26 protein-coding genes are annotated in these 26,033 nt (G+C 40.7%); 19 read left to right on the top strand and 7 right to left on the bottom strand.

Annotated features, from left to right (window positions below; translation table 11 throughout):
- The first annotated feature begins 58 nt into the window (after positions 1–58).
- A complete protein-coding gene (gene trmB / locus LQ226_RS09155) occupies positions 59–712 on the top strand; it encodes a tRNA (guanosine(46)-N7)-methyltransferase TrmB (RefSeq protein ID WP_231417510.1) in 654 nt (217 codons plus the stop codon).
- Positions 713–772: 60 nt separating this feature from the next.
- Entirely contained in the window at positions 773–1,615 is an 843-nt protein-coding gene (locus LQ226_RS09150) for a YtnP family quorum-quenching lactonase (RefSeq protein WP_231417509.1), read from the top strand.
- Between the two features lie 45 nt (positions 1,616–1,660).
- On the opposite strand, the gene LQ226_RS09145 is transcribed toward LQ226_RS09150, so the two are convergent.
- On the bottom strand, positions 1,661–1,975 hold the full coding sequence (locus LQ226_RS09145) for a PepSY domain-containing protein (RefSeq protein ID WP_231417508.1): 315 nt from the start codon (positions 1,973–1,975) through the stop codon (positions 1,661–1,663).
- Between the two features lie 151 nt (positions 1,976–2,126).
- On the opposite strand from LQ226_RS09145, the gene LQ226_RS09140 reads away from it, so the two are divergent.
- Together LQ226_RS09140 and LQ226_RS09135 are read left to right on the top strand one after the other, a co-directional pair.
- Entirely contained in the window at positions 2,127–3,194 is a 1,068-nt protein-coding gene (locus LQ226_RS09140; RefSeq protein WP_231417507.1) for a M42 family metallopeptidase, read from the top strand.
- Between the two features lie 85 nt (positions 3,195–3,279).
- Positions 3,280–3,798 (top strand): DUF84 family protein, encoded by a 519-nt coding sequence (locus LQ226_RS09135; RefSeq protein WP_231417506.1) that lies wholly within the window; start codon positions 3,280–3,282, stop codon positions 3,796–3,798.
- Between the two features lie 20 nt (positions 3,799–3,818).
- Here the strand turns inward: LQ226_RS09135 and LQ226_RS09130 are convergent, their stop codons facing one another.
- Positions 3,819–4,259, bottom strand: coding sequence for a YtoQ family protein (locus tag LQ226_RS09130; protein WP_231417505.1), 441 nt, complete (start codon positions 4,257–4,259; stop codon positions 3,819–3,821).
- 186 nt (positions 4,260–4,445) lie between these two features.
- On the opposite strand from LQ226_RS09130, the gene LQ226_RS09125 reads away from it, so the two are divergent.
- From LQ226_RS09125 to murC, 8 genes are all read left to right on the top strand, one after another.
- Positions 4,446–4,985, top strand: coding sequence for a hypothetical protein (locus tag LQ226_RS09125; RefSeq protein ID WP_231417504.1), 540 nt, complete (start codon positions 4,446–4,448; stop codon positions 4,983–4,985).
- A gap of 110 nt (positions 4,986–5,095) precedes the next feature.
- A complete protein-coding gene (locus LQ226_RS09120; protein ID WP_231417503.1) occupies positions 5,096–6,130 on the top strand; it encodes a PTS sugar transporter subunit IIC in 1,035 nt (344 codons plus the stop codon).
- Positions 6,131–6,144: 14 nt separating this feature from the next.
- Positions 6,145–6,465 carry a thioredoxin family protein gene (locus LQ226_RS09115; protein ID WP_231417502.1) on the top strand — a complete coding sequence of 107 codons (321 nt, stop codon included), beginning with the start codon at positions 6,145–6,147 and terminating at the stop codon, positions 6,463–6,465.
- Between the two features lie 153 nt (positions 6,466–6,618).
- Positions 6,619–7,428 (top strand): DUF1444 domain-containing protein, encoded by an 810-nt coding sequence (locus LQ226_RS09110; protein ID WP_231417501.1) that lies wholly within the window; start codon positions 6,619–6,621, stop codon positions 7,426–7,428.
- A 21-nt stretch (positions 7,429–7,449) separates the two neighbouring features.
- Positions 7,450–8,058, top strand: a complete 609-nt coding sequence (ytpR, locus tag LQ226_RS09105) for a YtpR family tRNA-binding protein (RefSeq protein ID WP_231417500.1) — start codon at positions 7,450–7,452, stop codon at positions 8,056–8,058.
- A 344-nt stretch (positions 8,059–8,402) separates the two neighbouring features.
- Complete coding sequence (locus tag LQ226_RS09100; RefSeq protein ID WP_231417499.1) at positions 8,403–11,399, top strand: DNA translocase FtsK; 2,997 nt, start codon at positions 8,403–8,405, stop codon at positions 11,397–11,399.
- 102 nt (positions 11,400–11,501) lie between these two features.
- On the top strand, positions 11,502–12,617 hold the full coding sequence (locus LQ226_RS09095; protein WP_231417498.1) for a nicotinate phosphoribosyltransferase: 1,116 nt from the start codon (positions 11,502–11,504) through the stop codon (positions 12,615–12,617).
- A gap of 345 nt (positions 12,618–12,962) precedes the next feature.
- Entirely contained in the window at positions 12,963–14,252 is a 1,290-nt protein-coding gene (gene murC / locus LQ226_RS09090; protein WP_231417497.1) for a UDP-N-acetylmuramate--L-alanine ligase, read from the top strand.
- Positions 14,253–14,347: 95 nt separating this feature from the next.
- On the opposite strand, the gene LQ226_RS09085 is transcribed toward murC, so the two are convergent.
- Positions 14,348–15,466, bottom strand: a complete 1,119-nt coding sequence (locus tag LQ226_RS09085; protein ID WP_231417496.1) for an aminopeptidase — start codon at positions 15,464–15,466, stop codon at positions 14,348–14,350.
- A 192-nt stretch (positions 15,467–15,658) separates the two neighbouring features.
- On the opposite strand from LQ226_RS09085, the gene LQ226_RS09080 reads away from it, so the two are divergent.
- The 3 genes from LQ226_RS09080 (at position 15,659) to ytxJ (ending at position 17,002) form a co-directional block, all read left to right on the top strand.
- Entirely contained in the window at positions 15,659–16,093 is a 435-nt protein-coding gene (locus LQ226_RS09080; RefSeq protein ID WP_231417614.1) for a DUF948 domain-containing protein, read from the top strand.
- Positions 16,094–16,119: 26 nt separating this feature from the next.
- Positions 16,120–16,557: a YtxH domain-containing protein gene (locus tag LQ226_RS09075; protein WP_231417495.1), complete on the top strand. Its 438-nt coding sequence runs from the start codon at positions 16,120–16,122 to the stop codon at positions 16,555–16,557.
- 121 nt (positions 16,558–16,678) lie between these two features.
- Positions 16,679–17,002, top strand: a complete 324-nt coding sequence (ytxJ, locus tag LQ226_RS09070; protein WP_231417494.1) for a bacillithiol system redox-active protein YtxJ — start codon at positions 16,679–16,681, stop codon at positions 17,000–17,002.
- Between the two features lie 102 nt (positions 17,003–17,104).
- On the opposite strand, the gene LQ226_RS09065 is transcribed toward ytxJ, so the two are convergent.
- The gene (locus LQ226_RS09065) at positions 17,105–19,258 is read right to left on the bottom strand and encodes a cell division protein FtsA (RefSeq protein WP_354665913.1); all 2,154 of its coding nucleotides are present in this window, start codon (positions 19,256–19,258) and stop codon (positions 17,105–17,107) included.
- 143 nt (positions 19,259–19,401) lie between these two features.
- On the opposite strand from LQ226_RS09065, the gene LQ226_RS09060 reads away from it, so the two are divergent.
- The 4 genes from LQ226_RS09060 to motS all read left to right on the top strand — a co-directional run bounded on the left by LQ226_RS09060 (position 19,402) and on the right by motS (position 23,416).
- A complete protein-coding gene (locus LQ226_RS09060) occupies positions 19,402–20,457 on the top strand; it encodes a bifunctional 3-deoxy-7-phosphoheptulonate synthase/chorismate mutase (RefSeq protein ID WP_231417493.1) in 1,056 nt (351 codons plus the stop codon).
- Between the two features lie 285 nt (positions 20,458–20,742).
- Entirely contained in the window at positions 20,743–21,741 is a 999-nt protein-coding gene (ccpA, locus tag LQ226_RS09055) for a catabolite control protein A (protein WP_231417492.1), read from the top strand.
- Between the two features lie 54 nt (positions 21,742–21,795).
- A complete protein-coding gene (gene motP, locus LQ226_RS09050; RefSeq protein WP_231417491.1) occupies positions 21,796–22,620 on the top strand; it encodes a flagellar motor protein MotP in 825 nt (274 codons plus the stop codon).
- The gene (gene motS / locus LQ226_RS09045; protein WP_231417490.1) at positions 22,610–23,416 is read left to right on the top strand and encodes a flagellar motor protein MotS; all 807 of its coding nucleotides are present in this window, start codon (positions 22,610–22,612) and stop codon (positions 23,414–23,416) included. Before motP ends, motS begins: the two co-directional genes overlap by 11 nt.
- A gap of 112 nt (positions 23,417–23,528) precedes the next feature.
- On the opposite strand, the gene LQ226_RS09040 is transcribed toward motS, so the two are convergent.
- From LQ226_RS09040 to LQ226_RS09030, 3 genes are read right to left on the bottom strand one after another with little or no spacing between them, the layout of a single operon-like run.
- The gene (locus LQ226_RS09040) at positions 23,529–24,698 is read right to left on the bottom strand and encodes an acetoin utilization protein AcuC (protein ID WP_231417489.1); all 1,170 of its coding nucleotides are present in this window, start codon (positions 24,696–24,698) and stop codon (positions 23,529–23,531) included.
- Complete coding sequence (locus tag LQ226_RS09035) at positions 24,695–25,342, bottom strand: acetoin utilization AcuB family protein (RefSeq protein WP_231417488.1); 648 nt, start codon at positions 25,340–25,342, stop codon at positions 24,695–24,697. Before LQ226_RS09035 ends, LQ226_RS09040 begins: the two co-directional genes overlap by 4 nt.
- Positions 25,343–25,996 carry a GNAT family N-acetyltransferase gene (locus tag LQ226_RS09030; protein ID WP_231417487.1) on the bottom strand — a complete coding sequence of 218 codons (654 nt, stop codon included), beginning with the start codon at positions 25,994–25,996 and terminating at the stop codon, positions 25,343–25,345.
- Positions 25,997–26,033: the final 37 nt, after the last annotated feature.

Here is a 26,033-nt window from a genome sequence, read left to right as displayed (position 1 = left end):
TCACTTTTTATTTGTTCGTGATAAGGTAAACATTGATTATGGTAAGGAGGAAGGCAAGATGCGACTTCGGAATAAACCGTGGGCCGATGACTTCATGAGAGAAAATAATCATGTTGTCGTAGAAGAGCCCTTTTCAAAAAAAGATAAATGGAACGATGAATTTAAAGAGGACCAGCCACTTCATCTAGAGATTGGTTCAGGTAAAGGTGCATTTATATCTGGGATGGGTAAACAGCATCCTGAGGTTAATTTTATAGGTATAGAACGTGTAAAAAGTGTCATTGTAGGGGCGCTTCGAAAGGTGTTAGATGCAGATGTATCAAACGTACGCCTCTTGAATGTAGACGCAAGTGACCTTAGAGATTTGTTTGGTGATAATGAAGTCGACCAGATTTATTTGAACTTTTCAGATCCATGGCCTAAATCTCGACACGAAAAGCGTCGTTTAACTTTCCATACTTTTTTAGAACAGTATGAAGCTGTTTTAAAACCAAATGGCCAAATTGTTATGAAAACAGACAACCAGCACTTGTTTGAATACTCTCTTATGAGTTTCTCGCAGTATGGCTGTAAAATTGAAGAAGTCAACCTCGATCTTCATGGTTTAGAAGATCCTTATAATGTCATGACGGAGTACGAAGAGAAGTTCTCCAATAAAGGTCAGCCGATTTATCGGTGCCGCGTACGCTTTCCGGATAGGTTGACTGATTGATAACGCTTACACCCTGATATTCGTCTGTGTTAAACTGATGAAAGACGGGAGGAAGATGTTATGGAAACGTTACATGTAGGTCGTGCAAAGTTAACGTGGTTAAGTGGAGGGGTCACCCATTTGGATGGAGGAGCGATGTTTGGTGTTGTCCCAAAACCCTTGTGGAGTCGTAAATATCCACATAACGACAAGAACCAAATTGAGCTTCGAACAGATCCTATCCTGCTAGAGTTAGATGGGAAGAAATTCTTAATTGACGCTGGGATCGGCAATGAAAAGATGACAGACAAACAGCTCCGAAATTTTGGTGTGGATGAGGAGTCTTCTGTGGAGGATTCTCTCCAACAACTAGGGTATCATTCTAGAGAAATTGATGGTATCTTAATGACTCACCTCCATTTTGATCATGCTTGCGGATTGACTAAATGGGAAGATGAAAATCTTGTTCCGGCTTTTGAAAATGCAGTAATCTATACTTCTTCTGTAGAATGGAACGAAATGAAAAACCCAAACCTTCGTTCTAGGAATACATATTGGGAAGAGAACTGGAAGCCTATTCAGGATAAGGTTCGCCCTTTTGAGGAATCCATGGAGATTCATGAAGGTTTGCATATGATTCATACTGGTGGGCATAGTGCTGGTCATAGTGTTATTAAGTTTGGTGATGGAGAAGACCTCTTTATTCATATGGCTGATATTATGCCAACTCATGCTCATCAGAATGTGTTGTGGGTATTAGCCTATGACGATTACCCAGTTACTTCTGTCCATCAAAAAGAAGATTGGATGAAATACGGGTACAATCGAAAAGCTTGGTACACGTTCTATCATGATGCTTATTACAGAGCCTTACAGTTTAATCAAGATGGTGACGTAGTCAATCAGGTGAAAAGACAACGGTAGACATGGAAAAAAGGTATCTCCTAAATGGAGATACCTTTTGTGTCATTAAGCAACTACGCTTACGTCTAGGATGGTTCCTGTAGCAGCATCCATATAGAATTCATATTGCTTTGTTTGACCATCCATAGATCTGGATACGCCTCCACGGTAAACCGTGTACGGCAGGTCATCATTTGAGAATTCTTCTGTTTTCATGTGAATCCAAGAACCGCTTATAGGACCTTGTCGTTTGAAAGATTCCTTAGCGATCTTCAAAGCTTTCTCAGGAGATAGTTGCTGTTTGTCGTTAATTTGTTTCCATGCTACTACACCAACTAATGTACCAACACCTAAAGCTACCAATGAACGTTTCAATTTCATTCCTAACACCTCACTACTAACGATTTATACTTAATAGTATAGACGAAAATGAGCAAAATAGAAAATAATAGGGTGGATAGGTGGAAACAATTCTGAACATTCGTTAAAATAATGAAGAGATCAAGTGATAATAAATTGGAGATGAATACATATGAATCAAGAAACGATGAGTTTATTTAAAACCTTAACAGAGCTCCAGGGAGCACCAGGTAATGAACATGCAGTTCGTTCTTTTATGAAAGGTGAATTAGAGAAGTACTCTGACGAAATCATTCAAGATCGTTTAGGTGGCGTATTTGGAGTGAAAAAAGGTGACGGGCCGAAAGTTATGGTGGCGGGTCACATGGATGAAGTTGGATTTATGGTTTCTCAAATTACTCCAAACGGTATGATCCGTTTCCAAACGCTCGGTGGCTGGTGGAGTCAGGTGCTTTTAGCTCAACGGGTTCAAATTATGACAGATAATGGCCCAGTTACAGGGGTAATTGGCTCCATTCCTCCTCATAATCTGACGCCTGAGCAACGGAAGAAACCAATGGAAATTAAAAATATGATGATTGATATTGGAGCAGATGATGCAGACGATGCTAAGAAAATCGGTATTAAACCAGGTCAGCAAATTGTTCCAATATGCCCATTCACACCAATGGCGAATGAAAAGAAAATTCTAGCTAAAGCATGGGACAACCGTTACGGCTGTGGCCTTGCTGTAGAGCTTATGAAAGAGCTTCAAGGCGAAACGCTTCCAAACCAATTGTATTCTGGTGCCACGGTTCAAGAAGAAGTAGGGTTGCGTGGTGCACAGGTAGCTGCTAATATGATTCAACCAGATATTTTCTATGCTCTTGATGCCTCTCCAGCGAATGATATGAATGGAGATAAGAAGGAATTTGGTCAACTGGGCAAAGGAGCTTTACTTCGTATCTTTGATAGAACGATGGTAACACACCGTGGGATTCGGGACTTTATTCTTGATACTGCCGAATCAAATGATATACCATATCAATACTTCATTTCACAAGGAGGAACAGATGCGGGGCGTGTTCATACTTCTAATGAAGGAGTTCCATCCGCTGTAGTTGGAATTTGTTCACGCTATATTCACACCGCTGCTTCTATGATTCATGTGGATGATTATGCGGCTGCTAAAGAACTGATTACGAAGTTAGTTCGGACTACTGATCAAAATACTCTTGAACAAATTAAACAAAACGGGTAACATGTTCAAAGGTTGTCCTCTTTGAAGAAAGGACAACCTTTGATGCGTTAAAATGTAGGTTTTTGATCCAAGAAAGGATGTAACGATGAAAATAATCGTTGGCTCTACCAACCCTGCAAAACTTGAAGCTGTCCAACAGATCTTTAGTCAAGATCAAGTGGATGGGATTGAAGTTTCCTCAAAGGTTTCTTCTCAGCCTTTTTGTGACGAAGAGACACTTGAAGGGGCGATTAATCGAGCTAGAGAATGCGCCAAGACTGAGAAAGGTGTTGTAGGAATCGGCCTTGAAGGCGGCGTTATGGAATTAGAGAATGACTTGTACCTATGTAATTGGGGTGCATTGGTAGATTCTGAAGAGAATACGTTTGTGGCCAGCGGTGCACGAATTCCTCTTCCTGATTCAATTGCGAATGAACTGAACAAAGGAAAAGAACTTGGCGATGTTATAGATGATTATGCAAAAGGCGAAAATATTCGTCATCATGAAGGGGCCATTGGGGTGTTTACAAATGAACTTGTAAATCGCTCAGGAATGTTTGCTCACATTGTACAGTTGTTAAAAGGTCAATACGAGTTTTATTATAATAAAAAGGGCGATGAGTAATCGCCCTTTTTTATATGTGTTTATTCAAAAATATACCCGATCACGTCTAATGCTTGCTCAATGGTTTCAACAGTGACGTTAGCTTTATTCGATAATTCCTTTAGAGGATGATGAAGGGATTCCGGTCTGACAAGTATGGTCGGTATACCTTGATTGATTGCAGTCGCAGCATCCATGGCTGTATTCCATTGCTTATACTTTTCTCCAAAAAGAGCAATGACAAGATCGGATTTGTTCATCAATACAGTGGTACGCAAATTGTTTATACTTGATGCAGCATCATCACGGTATACGTTCCCTGGCTGTTCTCCTAGAATGTCTTCACCAACGGAATCGGAACGTTCATGATTCGTCTGAGGACTTACAAACTGCAGAGGCAAACCTTTTTCTTTGGCTTTCTTCTCTAAATCATTTCTCCAGTCATCGTGGATTTGTCCGGCTAAATAAACGGTTAAATTCAACGTACATCTTCCTTTCCTATTCGCAAAGCTAATTTATTATGTACCACTAAAAAGTGTAGCACAAACGCTTTCATCTTACAGGTAACTAGTGTAAAATCTTTACTTGTCAAATTTATATTCCATAGTATGATAGGTATAGGAAAGATACTTAAGGACGTTACGAGATTTTTCAAGGAGAGAGTATGTGTGAAAGCTTTCAATCCCAGGTGGCTATTACTTACATTAACTGGAATAGCCGTTGTCATTCTATTAGCTCTATTTGTTTCAGGTTTCTTTAAGTCTGAAGAAGCTGTCATCCAAGAGGCGAAGCAAGCTGCTGAATCCTCTTTACATGAAAACGACTTGCCGTTAAATACGGAACTTGAACATGTTTCAATGTATTTGCCGGATTCTATGGAAGTGCTATCTGATTCTCCAAACAACATACTTCTGGAGTCTGATGAGAAGAAGTACATCTTGTTTTATAACCCATATGAGAAGAAGACAAGTCAAACGTTCTATAAATCGGCAAAAGAAGACGAAAATGTTTTGAAGGTTGAGGCGTTTGAACATAAAGAGGTCTTCGGTTACATGAAAGTGGCTGCGATTGAAGAAGATACGTATGAGCTACAAGTCGGAGCTGGCGGTGTGAAGATGACGACAGAAACGGACCTGAGTAACATGGAAGATGACGCTCAAAAAATGATGAAGGTCGTTCATTCGATCGTCCTTTCAACTTCTAACTAACAAACGAATCGGGAAGCTGGCCAAGAAAGTTTGGTCAGCTTTTTTGTTGTTTTGGTTACATTTTTTCGGTACGATGAAAGCGATTGAGAATTAAGAGAGGCGGATGTTGAGTGGGGAAACTCAAAGCATTTTTGCGTAAGAAAGGTGTAACGCTTTCTTGGAGGGAGTATGTTATTACTGCCCTTAGTTATATGGCGCTTGGTCTTTTTTCATCATTAATCATTGGACTTATTATTAAAACAATCGGTGAACAAGTTACGCTTCCGGGAGCTGAAATGCTTGTGGAAATGGGGACGTTTGCCATGGATACGAAGGTGTGGGGAGGGGCCATTGGTGTTGCTATTGCTTATGGTTTAAAAGCCCCACCGCTTGTCATGTTTACGGCTCTCTTTAGTGGAGCATTTGGGGCGAGTCTAGGTGGACCAGCAGGGGCTTATGTCGCCACCCTACTATCAGTAGAGTTTGGAAAGTTGATTCATAAGGAGACTCGATTAGATATTATCTTAACGCCTCTTGTCACCATCTTTGTGGGTTACGGAATAGCCTCTGTGATTGGTCCTCCCGTTAATACTTTTATGGTAAGCTTTGGTGAGGTTATTCAGTGGTCAACCGATCAACGTCCTTTTATTATGGGGATCATCGTAGCCGTATTAATGGGATGGGCATTGACAGCTCCGATTTCTAGCCTCGCGATTGCGCTTATGTTAGACATTAGCGGAATTGCCGCAGGTGCGGCTACTGTAGGGTGCGCAGCTCAGATGATTGGCTTTGCTACAATGAGTTATAGGGAGAACGGAATGGGCGGGTGGTTAGCTCAAGGCATAGGAACATCGATGCTCCAAGTCGGTAATGTCTTGAAGAAGCCAATCCTTATTTTACCTCCTACAATTGCTGGAGCCATTTTAGCTCCTATTGCTACGGTGTGGCTTGAGCTTGAGAACAATGCTCCTGGCGCTGGAATGGGGACAAGTGGATTTGTAGGCCAAATTATGACGTTTCAGGTCTACGGCTTTTCCTGGGAAATTCTCATTCAAATCATTTTGTTGCATATTGTTGGTCCAGCCCTTATCACTTTGTTATTATCAGAGTGGTTTAGAAAAAAAGGTTGGATCCAACATGGGGATCTTACAATAGAGTATGAATAAGGAGCGTTTGTGAAATGAAAACATTAGAATCCATTGAACAATACCAAGACATTATTAAAGGAGACAAGCAAACGATCTTGTTGTTCTCTGCTACGTGGTGTCCAGACTGTCGAGTAATAGAGCCGTTCTTGCCAGAGTTAGAAGAAGCTTATAATGAAGTGCAGTTCTATTATGTGGACCGTGATGAATTTATTGATTTATGCGCTGACCTTTCTGTGTTTGGTATTCCTAGTTTTGTGGCGTTTAAGAATGGAGAGGAAACAGGTCGGTTTGTAAGTAAGGATCGTAAATCACGCGAGGAGATTGAAACCTTTATTCAAGGGTTGTCTAAATAATAGAAGTAAAGAGCTGTTCTGATAGCAATTCAGAACAGCTTTTCTTTCGAATAGAGCGGGGCTAATGAGGGAAAGGGAGCTTTTTTCCCTATCCATTTCATGCTAAAATAGCAAACGTATATGTTTCCTTCACCCTATAAAGGAGGAAGAAGTATGAAGATGACGAGTATTAAAATGAAGAAGTTGCTAGAGTCCAGGTTGCAAAATCCTAACTGGAAGACTCGATTCAACCGTGATAAAGATACATTCCGTGTAGAATGGGCAGATACGAAACAAGGGATTGAAATTTCATTACCAGGCATAATTGCGAAATATGAACAAAAGAAAGATCAGGCTCTTGATGAATTAGAAGACCATATTCAAGAAGCTTTACGTATCATGAATGAGAAACAGCAGTTATCTGGTAAAGAAAAGAGTATTTACCCTGTAATACGTGCTGCTTCTTTCCCCACGGAGTCCAATGAGGGAAAAGCGCTTGTTACCGATGAGCATACGGCAGAAACGCGTATCTATTACGCACTAGATCTTGGTAAGTCCTATCGTTTAATTGATCATGCGATGCTAGAAGAAGAAGGGTTGGACCAAGATCGAATCCGAGAAATAGCACGATTTAATTTACGTTCGCTAGATACGGAAGTAAAGCAAGATGAGGTGGCCGGGAACACATTTTATTTCTTATCCTCTAATGATGGATATGATGCGTCTCGCATCTTGAACGAAGCTTTACTTGAACAAATGAAGGCTCAAAGTGTGGGGGAACTAGCTGTAGCTGTCCCTCATGGCGATGTGTGTATTTTTGCAGATATTCAGAATGCATCTGGTTATGATGTCTTAGCTCAGATGAATATGAAGTTCTTCGCTGAAGGTCGTGTTCCGATCACATCGTTACCATTTCTCTATGAAGATAAGAGTCTTGAACCAATTTTCATTTTAGCTCAAAATAAACCGAAATCTGAACAGTAGGAAAGAAAGGGAGTCAAGTGAATGCAAGTATTTTATAACCGTGATGGAATTGGAGATGTACTAATCATCCCAGTAGCGCAAGGAGACCGTAATGAATTGAAGCAAGAACGTTTCGGTGACATTGTGAAAATTACTGAACAATCAAATGGAAAATTATTAGGTTACAACATCTTTAATGCGTCCACGTACGTGAATATTAATGAGAAGGGGGCTATTCAGCTTACAGAAGAATGGCTCACTTCTATTCATGATGTATTTCAAAAGAACGGCTTAAATGAAGAACTGCATGTCGATCTATCCCCTAAATTTGTAGTAGGATATGTGAAAGAAAAAGAACAACATGAAAATGCTGACAAATTGAGCGTCTGCCAAGTCGACTTAGGTGAAGAAACGGTACAGATCGTATGTGGAGCTCCAAATGTGGACGCAGGACAAAAAGTCGTTGTCGCTAAAGTTGGTGCCGTGATGCCAGGCGGAATGGAAATTAAAGATGCTGAGCTACGTGGTGTTCCATCAAGCGGTATGATTTGCTCTGCAAAAGAACTTGGACTGCCAGATGCACCGAAGGAAAAAGGAATCCTCGTACTTGAGGATACGTATGAAGTAGGACAACCTTTCGAGTTAGCGTAAACGTTTCTGAAATGAATAGCACACAAACAAAACGACCAGAGACAACCTCTGGTCGTTTTGTACTATAACCAATAGGCTCATTTGCTAGGGAGTGCTGCTGTAAGGACTCAAGTGTGGAATCTTTATAAGTAGGTAACCATTCTCTGAAAAAAATGGATTCTTTTGAAAAGGAAGGCATTTTGCCCCCTTGAATAGTGTTTCTGATCCGAATAGTGTAAGGATCACTGCGCCTAAAGTAAGAATTTTAGAATCAGGCATTATGGCGCACTCAAATAGAGAAAAAACTGTTAAAATAGGATTAATTCTAAAATTGAAAGAAAGAGTGAGGCTTCATGTGGAATAGAATGAAAAATTGGTTGCATCAAATGCGACAAGAAGAGCAATCTCCAGAAGATCGACAGCCCCCATTTCCGCAAGAGGATGAAACGAAACATCAAAAGCAACAAAATCAGCAGCAATTTCAAACAAAGATGATGTATCAGTATCCAAAACAGGGGAATTTTCGCTTTCCAATGATTCCTGATCGTCAACAAGAACGAGAACCACGGAAAAACTATCAAAGAAACACAGAGCAGAAGAATGAAGAGAAAAACCGAAAGCAAAATCAACGCTCGAGTTATGAGTCATATAAATATTCATCATCGAATGAGGAGAAAGAATGGAGCAAAAAAGATACATACAAACCATCCTCCTTCGATCAAGGATCCCCCTTCACCCCAAGCAATGTACCATCTCCGATTTATGGGTATGGTAAAAGAGAAGGGCATTTCAGCGAAACGGTTCTTGATGAACTGCCATCCTTTATGAAGAAAACAGATGAAGATGACCGACTCTATGAATCTACTTTAGCTAAAGTATTACCCGAAACACACCCTTCCTCATTTATACCTGAACCTGTTTCAGAGGAAGAGCCCACTTCTTCTCAGGAAAAAGACGAACCAGAAATAGTTGAAGAACCTGAAAAAGACAACGTCGTTAATTTCCATATGGATGAAGAACAAGAACAAGAATACCCCCCTGAAGAAGAGCTTTCAGTGGTTTATGATGAAGATGAAGATGAAGATGAAGATGTTCCTCCAACCATTATCATGTATGGATCAAGAAATTCAGAAGATGAAGCGTTAGAAGAAGATGATGTAGAAGAAATAGATGAAGAGCCAACAAGTGTGAAAGAACAAGAATCCGAAGCACAAGGACAAGAACTTCCTCCTTCTACATTAGAAATGGATGCACAAGAAGAAGTATCACATAGTGAAGACGAATCTGTATCAGAAGACGAATATACAGCATATGGGATGGAAGACCATCAACAGGAGAGCAAATCTGAGGATATGCTTGTGGAACAAGAAGAATCATTATTAGAAATGGAGACTGATGAGAACGACTCGGAGTGGTTGGATGAAGAGGATGATCATCCTTCTGATACAATGGCGTTCGACAACATTGATGAAACATTTGATGCTGGTGTAGTGGAACAGCTAGACACCGATGGCGAGAATGAATCATCAGTGGAGCAGCCAGAAACCAATCGTGAGAATGAATCATCAGTGGAGCATGATAGAAGCGAGCTAGAAGATGAACTTGAAGCTGAAGAAGTTTCAGAGGTTAATCAAGAAAGTCAGGAAGAGGTTCATCCTTCAGAAGAAGAGGATGCTGTTGCTCTCCCTCACTCCGCTCAACAGGAAAGCGAGGAGGAGGTTGCGGCAACTCAAGCTACAGCAGAAGAACAGCGTCCAAAGCGCAGAAGCCGTCCATTCAATGTCATTATGACGCCTAGGGACAAGCGTAACCGTGACCAGCAGAAACAAGCCCCTTCAAAGACGTCTGCTCAAGAAGAAATGAAAGAAGAAGTGAAAGTAGATGAGGAAGAGAAAGAAGAACATAAGGTGGAGGAACAGATAGAAAAACAACTCCCTGTTCAGTCAACCATTCCTCCCTATCACTTATTGAATGATCCACCTGCACGTGTAGAGAGTGAAGATGAGTGGATTGAAGAACAAATGCAATTGCTCGAAACAACGCTTCACAATTTCCATGTAAAAGCAAAAGTCGTAAATGCAATGAAAGGCCCTGCAGTAACCAGATTTGAAGTACAGCCAGAACCTGGGGTGAAAGTAAGTAAGATTACCAACCTTTCTGATGACATTAAAATGAGCTTAGCTGCAAAGGATATAAGAATGGAAGCGCCGATCCCTGGTAAAAATGCAATTGGAATTGAAGTTCCGAATCAGAAGTCAGAAGCAGTCGGGCTGCAGGAAATCCTTGAAAGTGATGCTTTCCAGGGCGAATCCTCTCCGCTGTCTGTAGGGTTAGGTCTAGATATTGAAGGCTCTCCGATTGTAACAGACCTAAAGAAAATGCCTCATGGCCTAATTGCGGGTGCAACGGGGTCTGGTAAAAGTGTATGTATCAATACAATCTTGGTGAGTCTGTTGTATAAGGCAAGTCATGAAGACGTGAAATTTCTATTAATCGATCCTAAGATGGTGGAACTAGCCCCATACAATGAGCTTCCGCACCTGGTAGCACCTGTTATTACAGATGTAAAAGCTGCTACCTCAGCATTGAAGTGGGCCGTTAAAGAGATGGAGCAACGCTATGAGCGATTTGTAGAAGAAGGCGTACGCGATATTGATCGGTATAATGATAAAATGAAAGCCAAAGGCAGATTAAATGATAAAATGCCTTACCTGGTCATTGTCATTGATGAGCTAGCGGACCTAATGATGATGTCCCCTCAGGATGTTGAAGATGCGATTTGCCGAATTGCACAAAAAGCCAGAGCTTGTGGCATTCATTTATTACTTGCGACACAACGCCCATCAGTGGACGTTATTACGGGACTGATTAAAGCGAACATCCCAACCCGTGTAGCCTTTAGTGTCTCCTCACAAGTGGATTCAAGAACGATTGTAGACGCTGCCGGAGCAGAGAAGTTACTTGGTCGGGGAGATATGCTGTTCTTAGAAAATGGAGCAGGAAAGACAAAACGCATTCAAGGAGCGTTTGTATCCGATGATGAAATTGAGCGGATTACAAATTACGTGAAAAAAATCGCTTCACCAAATTACCTGTTTGAGCAAGAAGAGCTCATGCAACAACCTAATTTTGAAGAAGCAGAAGACGATTTATTTGAAGAAGCAGTTCAGTTTGTTATTGATCAGAATGGCGCCAGTGCATCACTCCTGCAAAGACGCTTTAAAGTAGGTTATAATCGTGCTGCACGCTTAATTGATACGATGGAAGAGAAAGGCATTATCTCTGAATCGAAAGGAAGTAAACCTCGTGATGTTTATATCGACCATGCTGGATTTGAAGAGTTGAGACGAGAGCATGAATAAATTACCATCACCATATAAAACTTGTCGAATTCCGTGGAATTTTATACTATAAGAAGATGGATGCTTTACGAGTAGAATGACCATAAGAGGGGTTACAAAGTTATGAAAGAAATCGAAAAAAAGATGAACGGCGAAATCAAGCGCCTCACGAACCAAACGTTTAAGTTTGATGAACGTATTCGGGAAGGTTGGTTCTCGGCCGTTTACTTTTTAAAAACACGTGATATTGTGGAAAGTACACTTCCGGATAACTATATCACTATGCAGTTTTTCCAAAAAGATGACGCAGTACTATGCGGAACAGATGAAGCCATTGCGCTGATTCATACATTTGCTGATCACCCTGAGGAGTTAGAGATTCATTCCTTGAAGGATGGGGACCGGGTTAAGCCGTATGAGACGGTTCTGACGATCACTGGGCCTTATCAGTATTTTGGATATTTAGAAGGGATTATTGACGGAATCCTTTCACGTCGAACCTCTGTCTCCACAAACGTATATAACGTTGTAAAAGCAGCACGCGCTTCTGGAAAGCAAAAGCCTGTTATCTTTATGGGAGACCGTGACGATCATTATACTCAACAAGCTGGAGATGGCTATGCGGCTTATATCGGCGGATCAACGGCACAAGCGACTCATGCCATGAATGAATGGTGGGGGAAAGAAGGCATGGGAACTATGCCTCACGCATTAATTCAAATGTTTCAAGGTGACATTGTCGCTGCAGCTAAGGCCTATCATAAGCAGTTTCCTGATGATGAACTGACTGCACTCGTGGATTATAACAACGATGTCATTACGGATTCGTTGAAGGTAGCGCGAGAGTTTGGCAATGAACTTAAAGGTGTACGTGTCGATACGTCCCGTGCACTTGTCGACAAATATTTCCTGAGAAATCAACATCTAATGGGTACATTTGATCCAAGAGGTGTAAATCCTGAACTCATCTTTGCCCTTCGTAAAGCTTTAGATGCAGAAGGATTCCAACACGTCAAAATTGTGGTTAGCGGTGGATTTACAGAAGAACGTATCCGTGATTTTGAGAAATTAAAGGTTCCTGTAGACATTTATGGAGTAGGCAGTAGCTTACTTAAAATGAATACATCTTTCACCGGTGATAATGTCATGATCAATGGCAAACCTGAGGCGAAAGAAGGAAGACGTTATAGACCTAATCCACGCTTAGAGAGAGTAGAATATTTTAATCCTGAAGACTGACATTTCATTGTCAGTCTTTTCTTTTAGTGAATCTTTAACGTTTTTCTCCATCTTCTTTTACTGCTCACCGAACGCATCGGTCCTATCTCGAAGTGTAATAAGGGAATTTCAGGTTTGGGGACATTCAATTGTGGGAAAGGAGGAGAGCGGTTCAATTTCGCTGTGAGAGAACTTGGAAACGTTGTGGGGTTTCGTAACGGTTTTTGTCGAATTGATTCACGTCTACAAGCTGTTTTGTTATAATAGGTAAGGACGTAAAAGTTAAAGTAAATTAGGCGCAAGTTGAGCTTGAATACATATACTAAGAAACAGAAATGACTGTATAATTGTGGAGGTTCTATCAATATGACAACTTACCATTTTGTTGGTATTAAAGGTACCGGGATGAGTGCACTTGCACAAATCCTTCATGATGCAGGAGAGACTGTACAGGGATCTGATTACGATAAACGATTTTTTACACAAGAAGCGCTTGAAGCGAAGAATATAACCATCCTGCCTTTCTCAAAAGAAAACATTACTGAAAACTTAACCGTTATTGCGGGGAATGCGTTTAGTGATGACCATGAAGAAATTCAGGCAGCTAAGGATTTAGGAGTGCCGTTATTCCGTTACCATGAGTTTCTTGGGGAATGGCTTCAGAATTACACAAGTATTGCTGTAACGGGGGCACACGGAAAAACCTCGACAACAGGCTTGCTTGCTCACGTATTGAGTAATATTAAGCCTACATCTTTCTTAATTGGCGATGGTACCGGAGTAGGACATGAGGCAGGGGAGTATTTTGTGTTTGAAGCTTGTGAATATCGCAGACACTTCCTCGCTTACGAGCCGGATTATGCAATTATGACAAACATTGATTTTGATCACCCGGATTACTTTACAAGTCTTGAGGACGTAGTAGACGCTTTCCAAGAGATGGCTTATAAAGTGAAGAAAGGGATTATTGCGTGCGGAGATGATGATCAGTTACAAGAGATTCAGGCAAAAGTACCTGTTGTTTATTATGGCTTAGGTGATGGGAACGACTTTCAGGCATCGAATATCTACGAAGATGAGAACGGTACAACGTTTGATGTTTTTGTTCGCAATACGTACTACAACACGTACACGATTCCAGGGTATGGAAACCATCATGTGTTAAACGCTCTTTCTGTCATTGCACTATGCCAGTATGAAGGAATTCCATCAGAAGATATTAAACACATTTCAAACTTTAAAGGTGTTAAGCGCCGCTTCACTGAGAAGAAGCACAATGATCAAGTCATTATTGATGATTATGCTCACCATCCTCGTGAAATTTTGGCTACGATTGAATCCGCTAAGAAGAAGTATCCGAAAAAGGACGTTGTGGCGATCTTCCAGCCTCACACGTACACAAGAACACGTATGTTCTTGCAGGAGTTTGCTGACAGCCTGAAAGAAGCTGATTTTGTATATCTTTGTGATATTTTTGGGTCGGCTCGGGAAGAGTCAGGGAATTTATCCATTAACGACCTTCAAGAGAAGATAGAAGCTTCACGTCTTTTAGAGTTAAACGAGACGTCTGTTCTTAAAGAGCATGGAGATAGTGTACTGATCTTTATGGGAGCAGGGGATATTCAGAAGTTCCAAGAGGCTTATGAGGAAGAGTAAATTTATTTTTATTTATAAAACAAAGGCGCAGGAAGTCTTTAGACTTCCTGCGCCTTTGTTGGTTTGGTGAACTTTCAGTAGTGCTTCGTTATCATTTAAGACTTTAAATGTTCTGGGTTCAAAGCTTCTAAATCTTGAACAACAAATCGTCCATCTTTCCTTATTAAAACATCATCAAAATAGATCTCTCCACCACCGTATTCAGGGCGTTGAATCATGACCATATCCCAGTGAATTGCAGAATCATTACCGTTTGGTGCTTCGTCATAGCACTGCCCAGGTGTGAAATGGAAGCTGCCATCGATTTTCTCATCAAAGAGAATATCTTTCATGGGATGAAGAATATAAGGGTTCACACCAATGGCAAACTCTCCGATATAGCGAGCTCCTTCGTCTGTATCGAAAATCTCATTAACCCGTTCTGAGTCATTGGCTTTCGCCTCAACAATCTTACCATCTTTAAATGTTAGGAACACGTCTTCAAACGTGAATCCATTATAAGGGGATGGTGTGTTATAGTGGAGGGTCCCGTTAACCGAGTCTTTCACAGGGGCTGTATATACCTCTCCATCTGGGATATTTAAATGGCCAGCACATTTAACATTCGGGATGCCTTTTATAGAGAATTCCAAATCTGTATCTGGACCAGTAATTCGAACGCGATCTGTTTCTTCCATGCGTTTTACAAGTGCGTCCATCGCCTGATCCATTTTTTTGTAATCAAGGGTGCAGACATTAAAGTAGAAGTCTTCGAACTTCTCTGTACTCATGTTTGCAAGCTGAGCCATTGATGCATTAGGGTAACGAAGAACGCACCATTTCGTCTTCGGTACACGGATCTCTCTATGTACTTTTTGTCCCACTGTTTGATTGTATAATTTCATATTTTCAGCAGGAACATCGGAAAGTTCAGAGATATTTTCGCCAGAGCGAATAGCCACATAAGCATCCATTTGGTTCATCAACGAAGCTTCTTGTTCCGCTTGTATATGTAGCTGTTCATCTGTTGCGTTCTGTAGTAGGGAACGCTGGATTTTAGGGTCTTTAAGAGTTACAAATGGATGTCCTTCTGCTTTATATGCTTCTTCAATTAAACAAGAGATAAGTTCTTGCTGAAGGCCAGTATTTTCTATAAGAACCTTTTCACCTTTTTGTAAATCAATAGAGTAGTGTATAATTTGTTGGGCTAGCTGTTGCAATCTTGGATCGCGCATAACAATTCCTCCTTCTCTATTTATATGATACAGAAATTTCTAGCTAAAAAAAAGAAATGAGTTGCAGGAGTTTTCTTAAAAAAAGAGAATACTATAAAGTAATCCCAATTCTAAAATCGACACGTTTATGCGCACTAGCAAACGGGAAAACGATCAACTATACTACATTTTAAAGGGGTGAATCAGGGGATTATGATCATCATACTATATATCGCGGCACTGATCTTTGCTGTTGCCTTCGCTGTTTTAGTTATTTACATATCCAAAACTCTAAAATCAGCTCGAAAAACGCTTGAAAACGTAGCTTCTACGATGGGCGGCTTAGAAAAGCAAATGGAGGGCATTACAACAGAAACGACTTCCTTATTACAGAAAACGAATCACCTGGCAGAAGATATTGGTGAAAAGACTCAGAAGTTAAACACTTTAGTAGACGGTGTGAAGGGAATTGGGGATTCGGTTCATGAGTTCAACCAATCGCTCCATACAATGTCGAACAACTTGAAACATACAGCTGACCAGAATAAAGACAATGCTGCTCAGGCCATGAAGTGGGGGCAGGTCGGTATTGATCTCTATAAAAAGTGGAAGAAAGAAAAGCCGAAAGATGAACATGTAGTACAATAATTTCAATATATTAGGAGGAATAGAGTATGGCACAAAATCAGAACCAAACCAAGGATCAAAACGAAAACATTAACAGTAAAGACTTTTTGATAGGCACACTAATTGGTGGCATTGTGGGAGCTTCTGCAGCCCTTTTATTTGCTCCTAAATCTGGACGAGAAGTACGAGGCGATTTAAACCAAAGCGCTGGATACGTTCGTGAACGTGCTGGTGAATGGAAAGACGTTGCTTACCAAAAAGGAACAGAATGGAAAGACCGTGCTGTTGAAACATCTTCACAGTGGTCCCAAAATGTTTCTGAAAAGTCACAGGATCTAAGTTCTCGTGTGAAAACAAAAGTAGGCGAATTCCGTAATACAAATGATGAAGCTGAACAAGCTGCAGAGGAAGTCGCTGAAGCGATTGAAGAAGCAGCAGAAGAACTTGAAAGACAACAAGAAACAACAACGACAACTACTTATTAATTAAGGTAGTTTAATCGAATGGTTTTGGGAAAAGTTGCTGGTATGCTACATTGATACTAGCAACTTTTTTGTTGTTATAAAGATATTCTGTAAAGGCATATCCTTAGGAGGATGATCGAAGTTGGCTGTTACATTACTTGAGAACTACGAAGAATTACAAGAGAAGTTAAATCAGCATGAACGTTTTATGTTATTAAAGCATAGTTTGACCTGTCCAATTAGTTCAGGAGCTAAACAAGAATATGAAAGCTACGCGTCTCAAACGGATACTCCGTTGTATATGCTGAATATTCAAGAGTCAAGATCCTTTTCAAATCAAGTAGCGGAGTCCTTTGGGGTTAAACATGAATCGCCGCAGGTACTGCTTTTTAAAGGTGATCAAGTCATCTGGAATACATCCCATTGGCATATAAAAGAAGAGGCGCTCAAAGAAGCTGATCAATAAAAGTTTAATTTCAACTTAAAAGGGGATGAAACGGATATTCGTTTCATCCCCTTTTAGGTTTTGGATACGATGGACAGATCTGTTTCGTTTATAGCCTGATGGTTACCTTGTTGAATTCGTTAGCCACTGTAAGGTAAGGTGATCCCCGTGATGAATGGGTTCAAAAAAGGTGGCTTCCTCATCATTTCTAAAAATTTTAAAGCTCTGGCCCGCTACATTTGTAAGGTCAATATCTGCATAACGAAATACATCTTGAAAAATAAAGGGATCCGCATTGGTTTCTTTCGACTCAATCGTTTGCCCAGGGTAGATCAAATCTGTCGGTTTAAGAGGCGCACCTTTTCTTGTGAATGTACGCAATGATTTCTTGAGCGTTAATTCTTTGTTATTAAAAAAGACGTTTATCTCCTGCTCAGATGGGGATGAACCGTTTTCTTTCATCAGCAGTTGTGCTTCAACTGGGTAATGGACAACCGTTGTGAGATGATCACCATCTTGTAATGGCGTTTCTGGATTACTCTCTTTTCCATTTTTTAAAATCGATATTTTGTGTGCTGCAACTCTATGCTTTTGTTTATTTATGAAAACATCAAAGGGGTCTATTTCTTTAAGTACTTCCTCTTGTTGTATAAAACGAAGGAAAGATAGAACTGTTTGATTGGTTTCAATTTCGACTTTGTCACGGTCTTGCACAATGTAAGACAGGCTTTGTTTATCTCCGTTTACGTGTATAAATGGGTGGAGTTGATAACTCTTTCCGTTCAATGTAATCGTTGAGCGAGGGAGTTCGCCTAAAAGATCTTCTAAAGTCGCATCAGGCGCCTTCCCGTCTTCCCCTTTCTCCACTTTGAAGACATCTCCATTTTGAATGGGGTCATTAAGAGAACAAGGGTGGTTATTCTTTAGTAAGTTTGGTGCTGTTCCATGCTCCCCTTTAAGGGTAAGTTGGTTTCCGTTTAAATAGATTACTTTTCCTATACCTGGACGCCCAAATAGCTTCTTGATCTCAATTCCTGCTGCAAGGAGACAATCGCCAACTGTAAGCGTTTTGATATCGAACAAGCGGATGGTCCTTTCGTTTACCGTTACGCTAATATATTGAACAGGATTTTGGTTAGCGGCAATCGCAATACCGATTGGAGTAACAAAAGCAGGGCCTATTGGAAGGTTGTCTGTTTTCTTTAAGGATTGAATGGCATCTATACCTCTGATGGCTACTCGGTTAGCAGGTAGATCCAGTAGCTGGGCAAGTCTTTCAGATAAGGTTGGTGTTAAGCTTCCTCCTCCAACAAGCATAACCGCTTTAGGAGCTTTATGGTTTAGCTGGATGATTTCATCCCTAATGGTATGACTTAGCTTTTCAATAGCAGGCTCAATAGCCTTCGTTACTTCATCATAGCTTACGGTAGTTTCGAACCCGAGTATATCTGATATGGTAGCTTCTTGGTTGTGGCTGATATCCCTTTTTGCTTGTTCAGCTAAAGGGAAATCCAACAGGTAATGGTCGCTGATGGCTTCTGTAATTTCATCCCCTGCAACTGGCACCATCCCGTATGCGGTTACCGTTCCTTCGTCTGTAATGGCTATATCACTGGTTCCCGCCCCAATGTCTACTAAGGCAACGTTTAAGCGCCTCATGGAAGGGGGGATGAGTACGTTAATAGCGGCGATCGGTTCTAATGTGAGAGCTTCCATTTCAAGGTCAGCTCGATGTAATGCAGCAATTAAAGATTCAACCACAACTTTAGGCAAGAATGTAGCAATTACCTCGACTGTGACTTCATCTCCTTGCTGGTCAATCAATGAACCTAATTCTTGACCGTCAAGATGATAATGTAAAACGGAATAGCCAACGCAGTAGTAGTGGGTTGTTTCGAGCTCAGCTTCTTCTCGGGCTAATTCATATTGAGCTTGCTGAACACCGGTTAATTCTAAATGAGTGACATCCTCATCATTCATAAGCGGATGTCCGCTTACAGATTGCTTGATGCGTGTTCTCTTTGTTTTTAGGGCTCTACCTGCTGCGGCGACACATACTTTATGTAAGGGGCCATGTTTTTCTTCTAGTATTTGCTTCACAGATGAAATGGTCTCTGAGACAGATCGTACATCATGGATTTGACCATCCACCATTGTTCGCTCATTATGTTCAATGGAAACAAGATCAATAACTTCGTAAGAATCTGTCGCTTTCATCAGGATTAACCCCACAACAGATCTCGTCCCGATATCAAGCGCAAAGATGCGTTCTTTCAATTTTCTCGACCCCTTTATTAAATTTCTTCGATAAAAATATTAAAAATCCCCGTGACAATTAAAATAATATTAGCTATAATGATGTCTAATTATTATGAATTTATCATAATTTCATCTTTCTAAACAAATTGGAGGCGTATGAGTTGAGTAATGAAGAATTAGACCAGTTAAGACAAGAGTTAGACAAGTTAAATCTAGACATTTTAGATTTAATTAACAAAAGAGCAGAGATCGCGCATCAAATTGGACAGGTGAAGAAGAAACAGGGCATGAATCGTTTCGATCCCGTGCGTGAACGCGCGATGTTAGATACGATTACAGACCATAATGAAGGTCCTTTCGAACATTCTACAGTTGAAAACCTATTTAAAGAAATCTTCAAAGCAAGCCTTGAACTACAAGAAGATGACCACCGTAAAGCGCTTCTTGTTTCTCGTAAAAAGAAACCAGAAGATACAGTTGTTACCGTAAGAGGAGAAGAGATTGGAAGTGGTGATCCTTCTTTCATTATGGGACCATGTGCGGTTGAGAGCTACGAGCAAGTTGCTAAAGTAGCAGAAGCTGTGAAGGCTCAAGGGCTTAAGCTACTCCGTGGAGGAGCTTTCAAACCACGTTCATCTCCTTATGATTTCCAAGGTCTTGGACTTGAAGGATTAAAAATATTAAAGCAAGTGGCTGATGAATACGATCTCGGAGTTGTAAGTGAAATCGTTAACCCGGCAGATATTGAAACCGCAGTTGATTACATCGATGTAATTCAAATCGGTGCTCGCAACATGCAAAACTTTGAGTTGCTTAAAGCGGCAGGTTCTGTGGACAAGCCAGTTCTATTAAAACGTGGCTTATCCGCAACGATTTCCGAATTTGTAAATGCTGCTGAGTACATCATATCACGAGGGAATGAAAACATCATTCTTTGTGAACGAGGCATTCGCACATACGAAAAAGCAACCCGGAACACGCTCGATATCTCAGCTGTACCGATCTTGAAGCAAGAGACACACCTGCCTGTATTTGTAGATGTTACCCACTCTACAGGTCGTCGTGATCTTCTTCTTCCTACAGCGAAAGCAGCAATAGCCGTTGGAGCAGACGGGGTAATGGCAGAGGTTCACCCGGACCCGGCGGTAGCATTATCCGATGCAGCTCAGCAAATGGATATTGAAACATTTAATCAATTCATGAAAGAATTGAAATAGGTTCTTGCATAAATAGACAATTTAATCTATATTTTAAAGAGGAAAAGTACGCCAACGTCACGTTGGCGTACTCTTTTTCTTCAAGAAAATATTTCTACGTATATACACTTCCATGCAACTCTTTCTTACATAGATGTGTTGTTTCAAATGGAATGGTGAATACTGCATATAAAAGCATTGGAATGGCCGATTTATTGCGCTCTCATTAGCAGTGTCGTATGATTATATAGAGATAGAATGAGGGAAAATAAAGATAGAGGCGTAACTTTGAGGAGGTTATAAAGTATGAATGTAACAATATACGACGTGGCACGTGAAGCCAATGTTTCCATGGCAACGGTTTCCCGTGTAGTCAATGGAAATCCAAATGTGAAACCTGCCACAAGAAAGAAAGTATTAGACGCTATTGAGCGTTTAGGGTATCGCCCAAATGCTGTGGCTCGCGGTTTAGCAAGTAAGAAGACTACTACAGTAGGTGTCATTATTCCAGATATCTCAAGTATCTTCTTTGCTGAATTAGCTCGTGGTATTGAAGATATTGCGACAATGTATAACTACAACATTATCTTAAGTAACTCTGATCAGAATAAAGAGAAAGAGCTTCATCTTATTAATTCCATGCTAGGGAAGCAAGTGGACGGGCTTGTCTTTATGGGTGGTAAGATTACCGAAGACCACGTAAGAGAATTCCAAAATGCATCTGTTCCAGTTGTATTAGCAGCGACTGTAGATGAAACAAATAAAGTTCCATCCGTTAATATTAATTATGAAGAAGCGGCTTATGAAGCAACGAAAACGTTATTCGGTCATGGTAATGAGCATGTAGCCTTCATTTCAGGCCCTCTTGAAACAAATATTAACGACCAAAAGCTAGCAGGTTATTACCGTGCGATTGAAGAAGAAGGAAAATCTTATGGAGATCGTTATGTAATCCGTGGTGATTACACTTACGATAGTGGGATTGAAGCACTAGAGCAATTAATTAACATGGAAGAACGTCCTAGTGCGGTATTTGTAGCTTCAGATGAAATGGCGCTTGGTGTCATTCACGGCGCACAAGATAAAGGACTACGCGTACCTGAAGATGTAGAAGTATTTGGCTTTGATAATACACGTTTAGCAACGATGGTTCGCCCAACCCTTTCAACGGTAGTTCAACCGATGTATGACATTGGCGCTGTATCCATGCGCTTATTAACCAAATATATGAATAACGAAAAAGTCGAAGAACAAAATGTAATTCTTCCACACCGAAATGTCGAAAGAAACTCAACAAAATCATAAATATGTCGATATAAAAAAATAGATCATTAGGGTTTTATATTAGGGAGAGAGACAATGAAACGAAATGATTTATTAACTCCAATCGGCATATTTATAGGGATTACGATGATCTTCGTAGGGATCTTTACTACAGGGGGAGCAAGCGATGTAGTATCTTTCATTCAAATTTCCTCGATGATCATTGTGCTTGGTGGCCTTGCAGCTGCGCTCTTAATTAACTTCACGTTGGACGAGATCAAACTGACCGGAAAGGTACTGAAAGAATCTTTTCAGACAAATGATCAGAACTTATCAGGACTGATTGATCTGTTTGTACGTCTTTCTGAACGGGCGCGTCGCGAAGGCCTTTTGGCATTAGAATCAGAGTTAGAAGAAGTGGAAGATCCTTTTATCAAAAAAGGTATTCTTCTAGCGGTAGATGGAATTGAACCAGAGGTTATCAATGATATTATGAATGCTGAAATATCAGCTATTGAAGAAAGGCACCGCAGGGGTCGTGCGATTATTGAGAAGGCGGCAGAATATGCTCCGGCTTGGGGTATGATCGGGACTTTAATTGGTCTTGTTCTGATGCTTAAGAACCTAACAGACCCAACTACACTTGGACCAAACATGGCGATTGCTTTGTTAACGACATTTTATGGGTCTGTCCTTGCCAATCTAGTGTTTTCTCCAATGGCTGGGAAGCTTGCTAACAAGACAGACCAAGAAATCTTTATTAAGCAAGTTACAATAGAAGGTGTAATTGGAGTCCAATCAGGCCAGAACCCTAAAATTTTAGAAGAAAAGCTGAGTGCTTTCCTTTCTGGAAATGAACGTCAACGTCAGGAGGAACAACCGACTGAGGATTTGATGGGGGAAACGCCGAATGAAGCTTAGACGTCGTGACCGTGAACAAGAAAAAGGTGCTCCGAAGTGGATGGTGACATTTTCAGATCTAATGACATTGATTCTTGTGTTCTTTATCCTTCTATTCTCTATGTCACAGATTGATAAAGAGAAATTTGAAGCTGTGGCAGAATCGTTTCGTAGTCGAGCTATATTTGATTTCAATCCTTCGGTTGTAGATCACAATTATCCTGCAGATCAAAGGAATAAGGAACAAGACCAAAAAGATATGAGCGAATTCGAATCAGAGAAAAACGATGATGTGAACAAAGATCAGGAAACAGGTGCTAAAGATACTCAAGATTCCTTAAACAATCTTGTGACTGAAGTCGAAACGTTTCTTAAAAATAATGATCTGACTGAAAAGATCACAGCCAACCGTACAGACCGAGGTGTTGTGCTTACGCTACAAGAGCAAGTACTCTTTAATACAGCTGAGGCTGAAATTATACCCAATGGTCAACCGTTCTTAAAGAAGGTGGGGCAATTGTTAAACAACATTCCAAACCATGTGAAAGTAGAAGGGCATACGGATAATCGTCCAATCTCAACTTATCGTTTCCCATCCAATTGGGAGCTTTCAGCAGCACGGGCAAGTGGTGTGATTCGATACTTAGCAGAGGAAACAGCTGTAGATGCAGCGCGCTTCACAGCGGTAGGGTATGGAGATACAAGACCCATCGTGCCAAATAATTCAGAAGAAAATTGGCAAAAGAATCGTCGGGTGGAAATTGTGATATTAGATCCAAATTACGAAGAAAAAGAAAATACAGCGTCTCCTCAATAAGAAGAGTGTTCCCTTGAACTTTCAAGTCATCATGGGAACACTCTTTTTTTATGATTTCATATAAACTCTTGTCTTCTATAACCATTCCATACTTTATCGAGACATACTTCTCTTATTTAGGGAGGTTATGTTTTAGTTGAATAAACTGCATGGCTTTTTCTAAGACTTTTTCGTTTTTTTCAGTAATTTCAAGCTTTCTCGGAATTTCTTTGTATAGTCCTGAAGCGTCATGCCAGGAAGAAGGAAGCTGAACAGGAGCTTCTTGTTGCCATTTGGCCAGCCACTCTTTAGGCAAAGGGCCTTCTGCTGGTTCGTTATGAGCCATGACGTTCCAAATTTGCGCCCATGCACGGGGTACAACTCTCCAAATATCATATCCGCCCCCACCTAAAGCAATCCATTTCCCTCCACAATATTCGTGGGCTAGTTTATGAGCGATTTGTGGAATGAATTCATATAATTGGGATGTACAGCATAAATGGGTTAAAGGATCTAATACGTGAGCATCTGCTCCATTTTGGGTTACAATAACGTCTGGTTTAAAATACTCAATCACTTCCCTGAATGCGGTTTCATAAACGTGCATAAAAGACTCATCCTCTGTAAACGCATCGACAGGGATGTTGAAGCTGTATCCATAGCCTTCTTTAATTCCTCGCTCGTTGACATTCCCTGTACCCGGGAAAAGGTACCTGCCTGTTTCATGAACGGATAATGTGCAAACGTTAGGATCATCATAAAAGGCCCATTGAACCCCATCGCCATGGTGAGCATCCGTATCAATATAAAGAACTTTCGCCTGATAATGTTCTCGAATGTATTGAATAGCCACCGCACCATCATTATAAATACAAAAACCAGAAGCTTTCCGTTGAAAACCGTGGTGAAGCCCTCCGCCTAAGTTTAAGGCATGATCTACCTTGTCTTGCATGACTGCATCGACAGCTGATAAAGTCCCGCCGACAAGGAGAGAAGAAGCTTCATGCATCCCTTCAAACATGGGTGTATCTTCTGTACCGACCCCAAATTCAAATCCTTCTTCTTCGCTAAGTTTTCCTGAACTTGCTTTTTTTATCGCTTCTACATAGGGTTTCTCGTGTACGAGAAGAAGTTCTTCCTCTGTAGCCATCCTTGGAGAAATGAGTTCCTTCTCTGTAATGGCTCCTATACTTTGAAGTAATTCATAAGCTAAGGTCACTCTTAATTGATTAAAGGGATGATCATCTCGAAATCGATACGTTCTAAAGTCTTCTGAATAGACAAAACCGGCTCTGCAGGTCATTGTTCCATCCCCGGCATATTAGGCCATAACACTTCATATCCTTCAGCTTTTAAATCTTCAATAACAGGCATCGGGTTCATGGTTTGCAAACGGAACACGAGTACTTTATAAGTAGAGTCAGGCTGATAAGGATAGATGAGTACAGATGTAATATTCGTCTTGCGCCTTCCGAGGACAGCTGTCACCTCTGGGAGGATACCGGGCTTATCAATTACTTTAATCTCAATTTGAGAGCTTTGGACCGTTACGCCTGTAAGTTGAATCATTGTATAAAGCATGTCTTTTTCAGTAATAATTCCGACTAATTTGTTTGCTTTAGTGACGGGTACACATGCTATTTCATGTTCATAAAAAATACTAGCGATTTCTTCAACGAAATCTAGTGGGTGAGCTGTAATAACGGGGGAACTCATAATAGATTCTAATGTATTTTGGAGCGCTTCTTTATCTTGCTCGATTTGGAAGACAGAAGGACTCGCATCTCGGACATCTCGGTCGGAGACGATCCCAATCACGTGGTGATGCTCATCAACAATGGGGATATGTCGAATATGATGATCATTTAATAATTTTAAAGCGGTTTCAATAGTTTCGTTTGCTCTTAAAGAAATAACCTCTGTTTTCATAACTTCTTCGACTAACATTTACAGACCTCCTCGATTCGCGCGATAATTTCGTCTTGTTAAAAATCTCAATTCTTCAAATCGATCAATAGATGATTGAGGTACTCGGCTTCCAATCCGTGCCATTAAGCAGTTTGCTGGATGCGACACAATTTCAGGATCATCAGTAGGGTAAGGGGTTAAACCGCCTGCCCCCATCATTCTCTCCATAACGTTTCGGTAATTCCAGATGTTTAACCCTGTTCCTGAAAGGTCCCAGTGCCAATAATATTCAGTAGAAATGACTATAAAATCTTCCATCTCGTCATCCATCATCGACACTTTTAATAACCATGAACCTATTCCGTAACCTCTGTAATCTTGAATAACTTCAATAGCTCCAAGCTCAAGAAGGTCTTCCATCTCGAATTTAGACCATCTTTCTAATGGATCAGGATAAAGGTAAGTGACATAGCCTACAATGGTATCTGATGTTCTTGCAATTAAAATTCTGCCTTCGTCAAAATCAGCAATCTTTTGAACGGCTTCAAACTGCTTCGGAGCCGGTCTGAACGCTTTCAGACCCTCGTGGAAATGATAGTTTGCTAGTTCTTCTGAAGGGAGAGGGCCTTCAACAGTAATTGTTCCGCTTTCTGTTACAATCTCTTTAGAATGATATTCTTTCGTATGCTTCATGTCTCCACCACCTAACGTTACCTATATTTGTTATCTA

The sequence above is a fragment of the Pontibacillus sp. HN14 genome, from assembly GCF_021129245.1.
Classification (GTDB): Bacteria; Bacillota; Bacilli; order Bacillales; family BH030062; genus Pontibacillus.
The sequence above is the reverse complement of the archived record's forward strand: the minus strand, read 5'-3'. Positions and strand labels throughout refer to the sequence as shown.

What these genes read in the sequence shown, in the direction of transcription:
- trmB (WP_231417510.1), top strand. Translation starts at nt 59, where the DNA reads ATGCGACTTCGGAATAAACCGTGGGCCGATGACTTCATGAGAGAAAAT.
- LQ226_RS09150 (WP_231417509.1), top strand. Translation starts at nt 773, where the DNA reads ATGGAAACGTTACATGTAGGTCGTGCAAAGTTAACGTGGTTAAGTGGA.
- LQ226_RS09145 (WP_231417508.1), bottom strand. Translation starts at nt 1,975, where the DNA reads ATGAAATTGAAACGTTCATTGGTAGCTTTAGGTGTTGGTACATTAGTT.
- LQ226_RS09140 (WP_231417507.1), top strand. Translation starts at nt 2,127, where the DNA reads ATGAATCAAGAAACGATGAGTTTATTTAAAACCTTAACAGAGCTCCAG.
- LQ226_RS09135 (WP_231417506.1), top strand. Translation starts at nt 3,280, where the DNA reads ATGAAAATAATCGTTGGCTCTACCAACCCTGCAAAACTTGAAGCTGTC.
- LQ226_RS09115 (WP_231417502.1), top strand. Translation starts at nt 6,145, where the DNA reads ATGAAAACATTAGAATCCATTGAACAATACCAAGACATTATTAAAGGA.
- LQ226_RS09110 (WP_231417501.1), top strand. Translation starts at nt 6,619, where the DNA reads ATGAAGATGACGAGTATTAAAATGAAGAAGTTGCTAGAGTCCAGGTTG.
- ytpR (WP_231417500.1), top strand. Translation starts at nt 7,450, where the DNA reads ATGCAAGTATTTTATAACCGTGATGGAATTGGAGATGTACTAATCATC.
- LQ226_RS09100 (WP_231417499.1), top strand. Translation starts at nt 8,403, where the DNA reads ATGAAAAATTGGTTGCATCAAATGCGACAAGAAGAGCAATCTCCAGAA.
- LQ226_RS09095 (WP_231417498.1), top strand. Translation starts at nt 11,502, where the DNA reads ATGAAAGAAATCGAAAAAAAGATGAACGGCGAAATCAAGCGCCTCACG.
- murC (WP_231417497.1), top strand. Translation starts at nt 12,963, where the DNA reads ATGACAACTTACCATTTTGTTGGTATTAAAGGTACCGGGATGAGTGCA.
- LQ226_RS09085 (WP_231417496.1), bottom strand. Translation starts at nt 15,466, where the DNA reads ATGCGCGATCCAAGATTGCAACAGCTAGCCCAACAAATTATACACTAC.
- LQ226_RS09080 (WP_231417614.1), top strand. Translation starts at nt 15,659, where the DNA reads ATGATCATCATACTATATATCGCGGCACTGATCTTTGCTGTTGCCTTC.
- LQ226_RS09075 (WP_231417495.1), top strand. Translation starts at nt 16,120, where the DNA reads ATGGCACAAAATCAGAACCAAACCAAGGATCAAAACGAAAACATTAAC.
- ccpA (WP_231417492.1), top strand. Translation starts at nt 20,743, where the DNA reads ATGAATGTAACAATATACGACGTGGCACGTGAAGCCAATGTTTCCATG.
- motP (WP_231417491.1), top strand. Translation starts at nt 21,796, where the DNA reads ATGAAACGAAATGATTTATTAACTCCAATCGGCATATTTATAGGGATT.
- motS (WP_231417490.1), top strand. Translation starts at nt 22,610, where the DNA reads ATGAAGCTTAGACGTCGTGACCGTGAACAAGAAAAAGGTGCTCCGAAG.
- LQ226_RS09040 (WP_231417489.1), bottom strand. Translation starts at nt 24,698, where the DNA reads ATGACCTGCAGAGCCGGTTTTGTCTATTCAGAAGACTTTAGAACGTAT.
- LQ226_RS09035 (WP_231417488.1), bottom strand. Translation starts at nt 25,342, where the DNA reads ATGTTAGTCGAAGAAGTTATGAAAACAGAGGTTATTTCTTTAAGAGCA.
- LQ226_RS09030 (WP_231417487.1), bottom strand. Translation starts at nt 25,996, where the DNA reads ATGAAGCATACGAAAGAATATCATTCTAAAGAGATTGTAACAGAAAGC.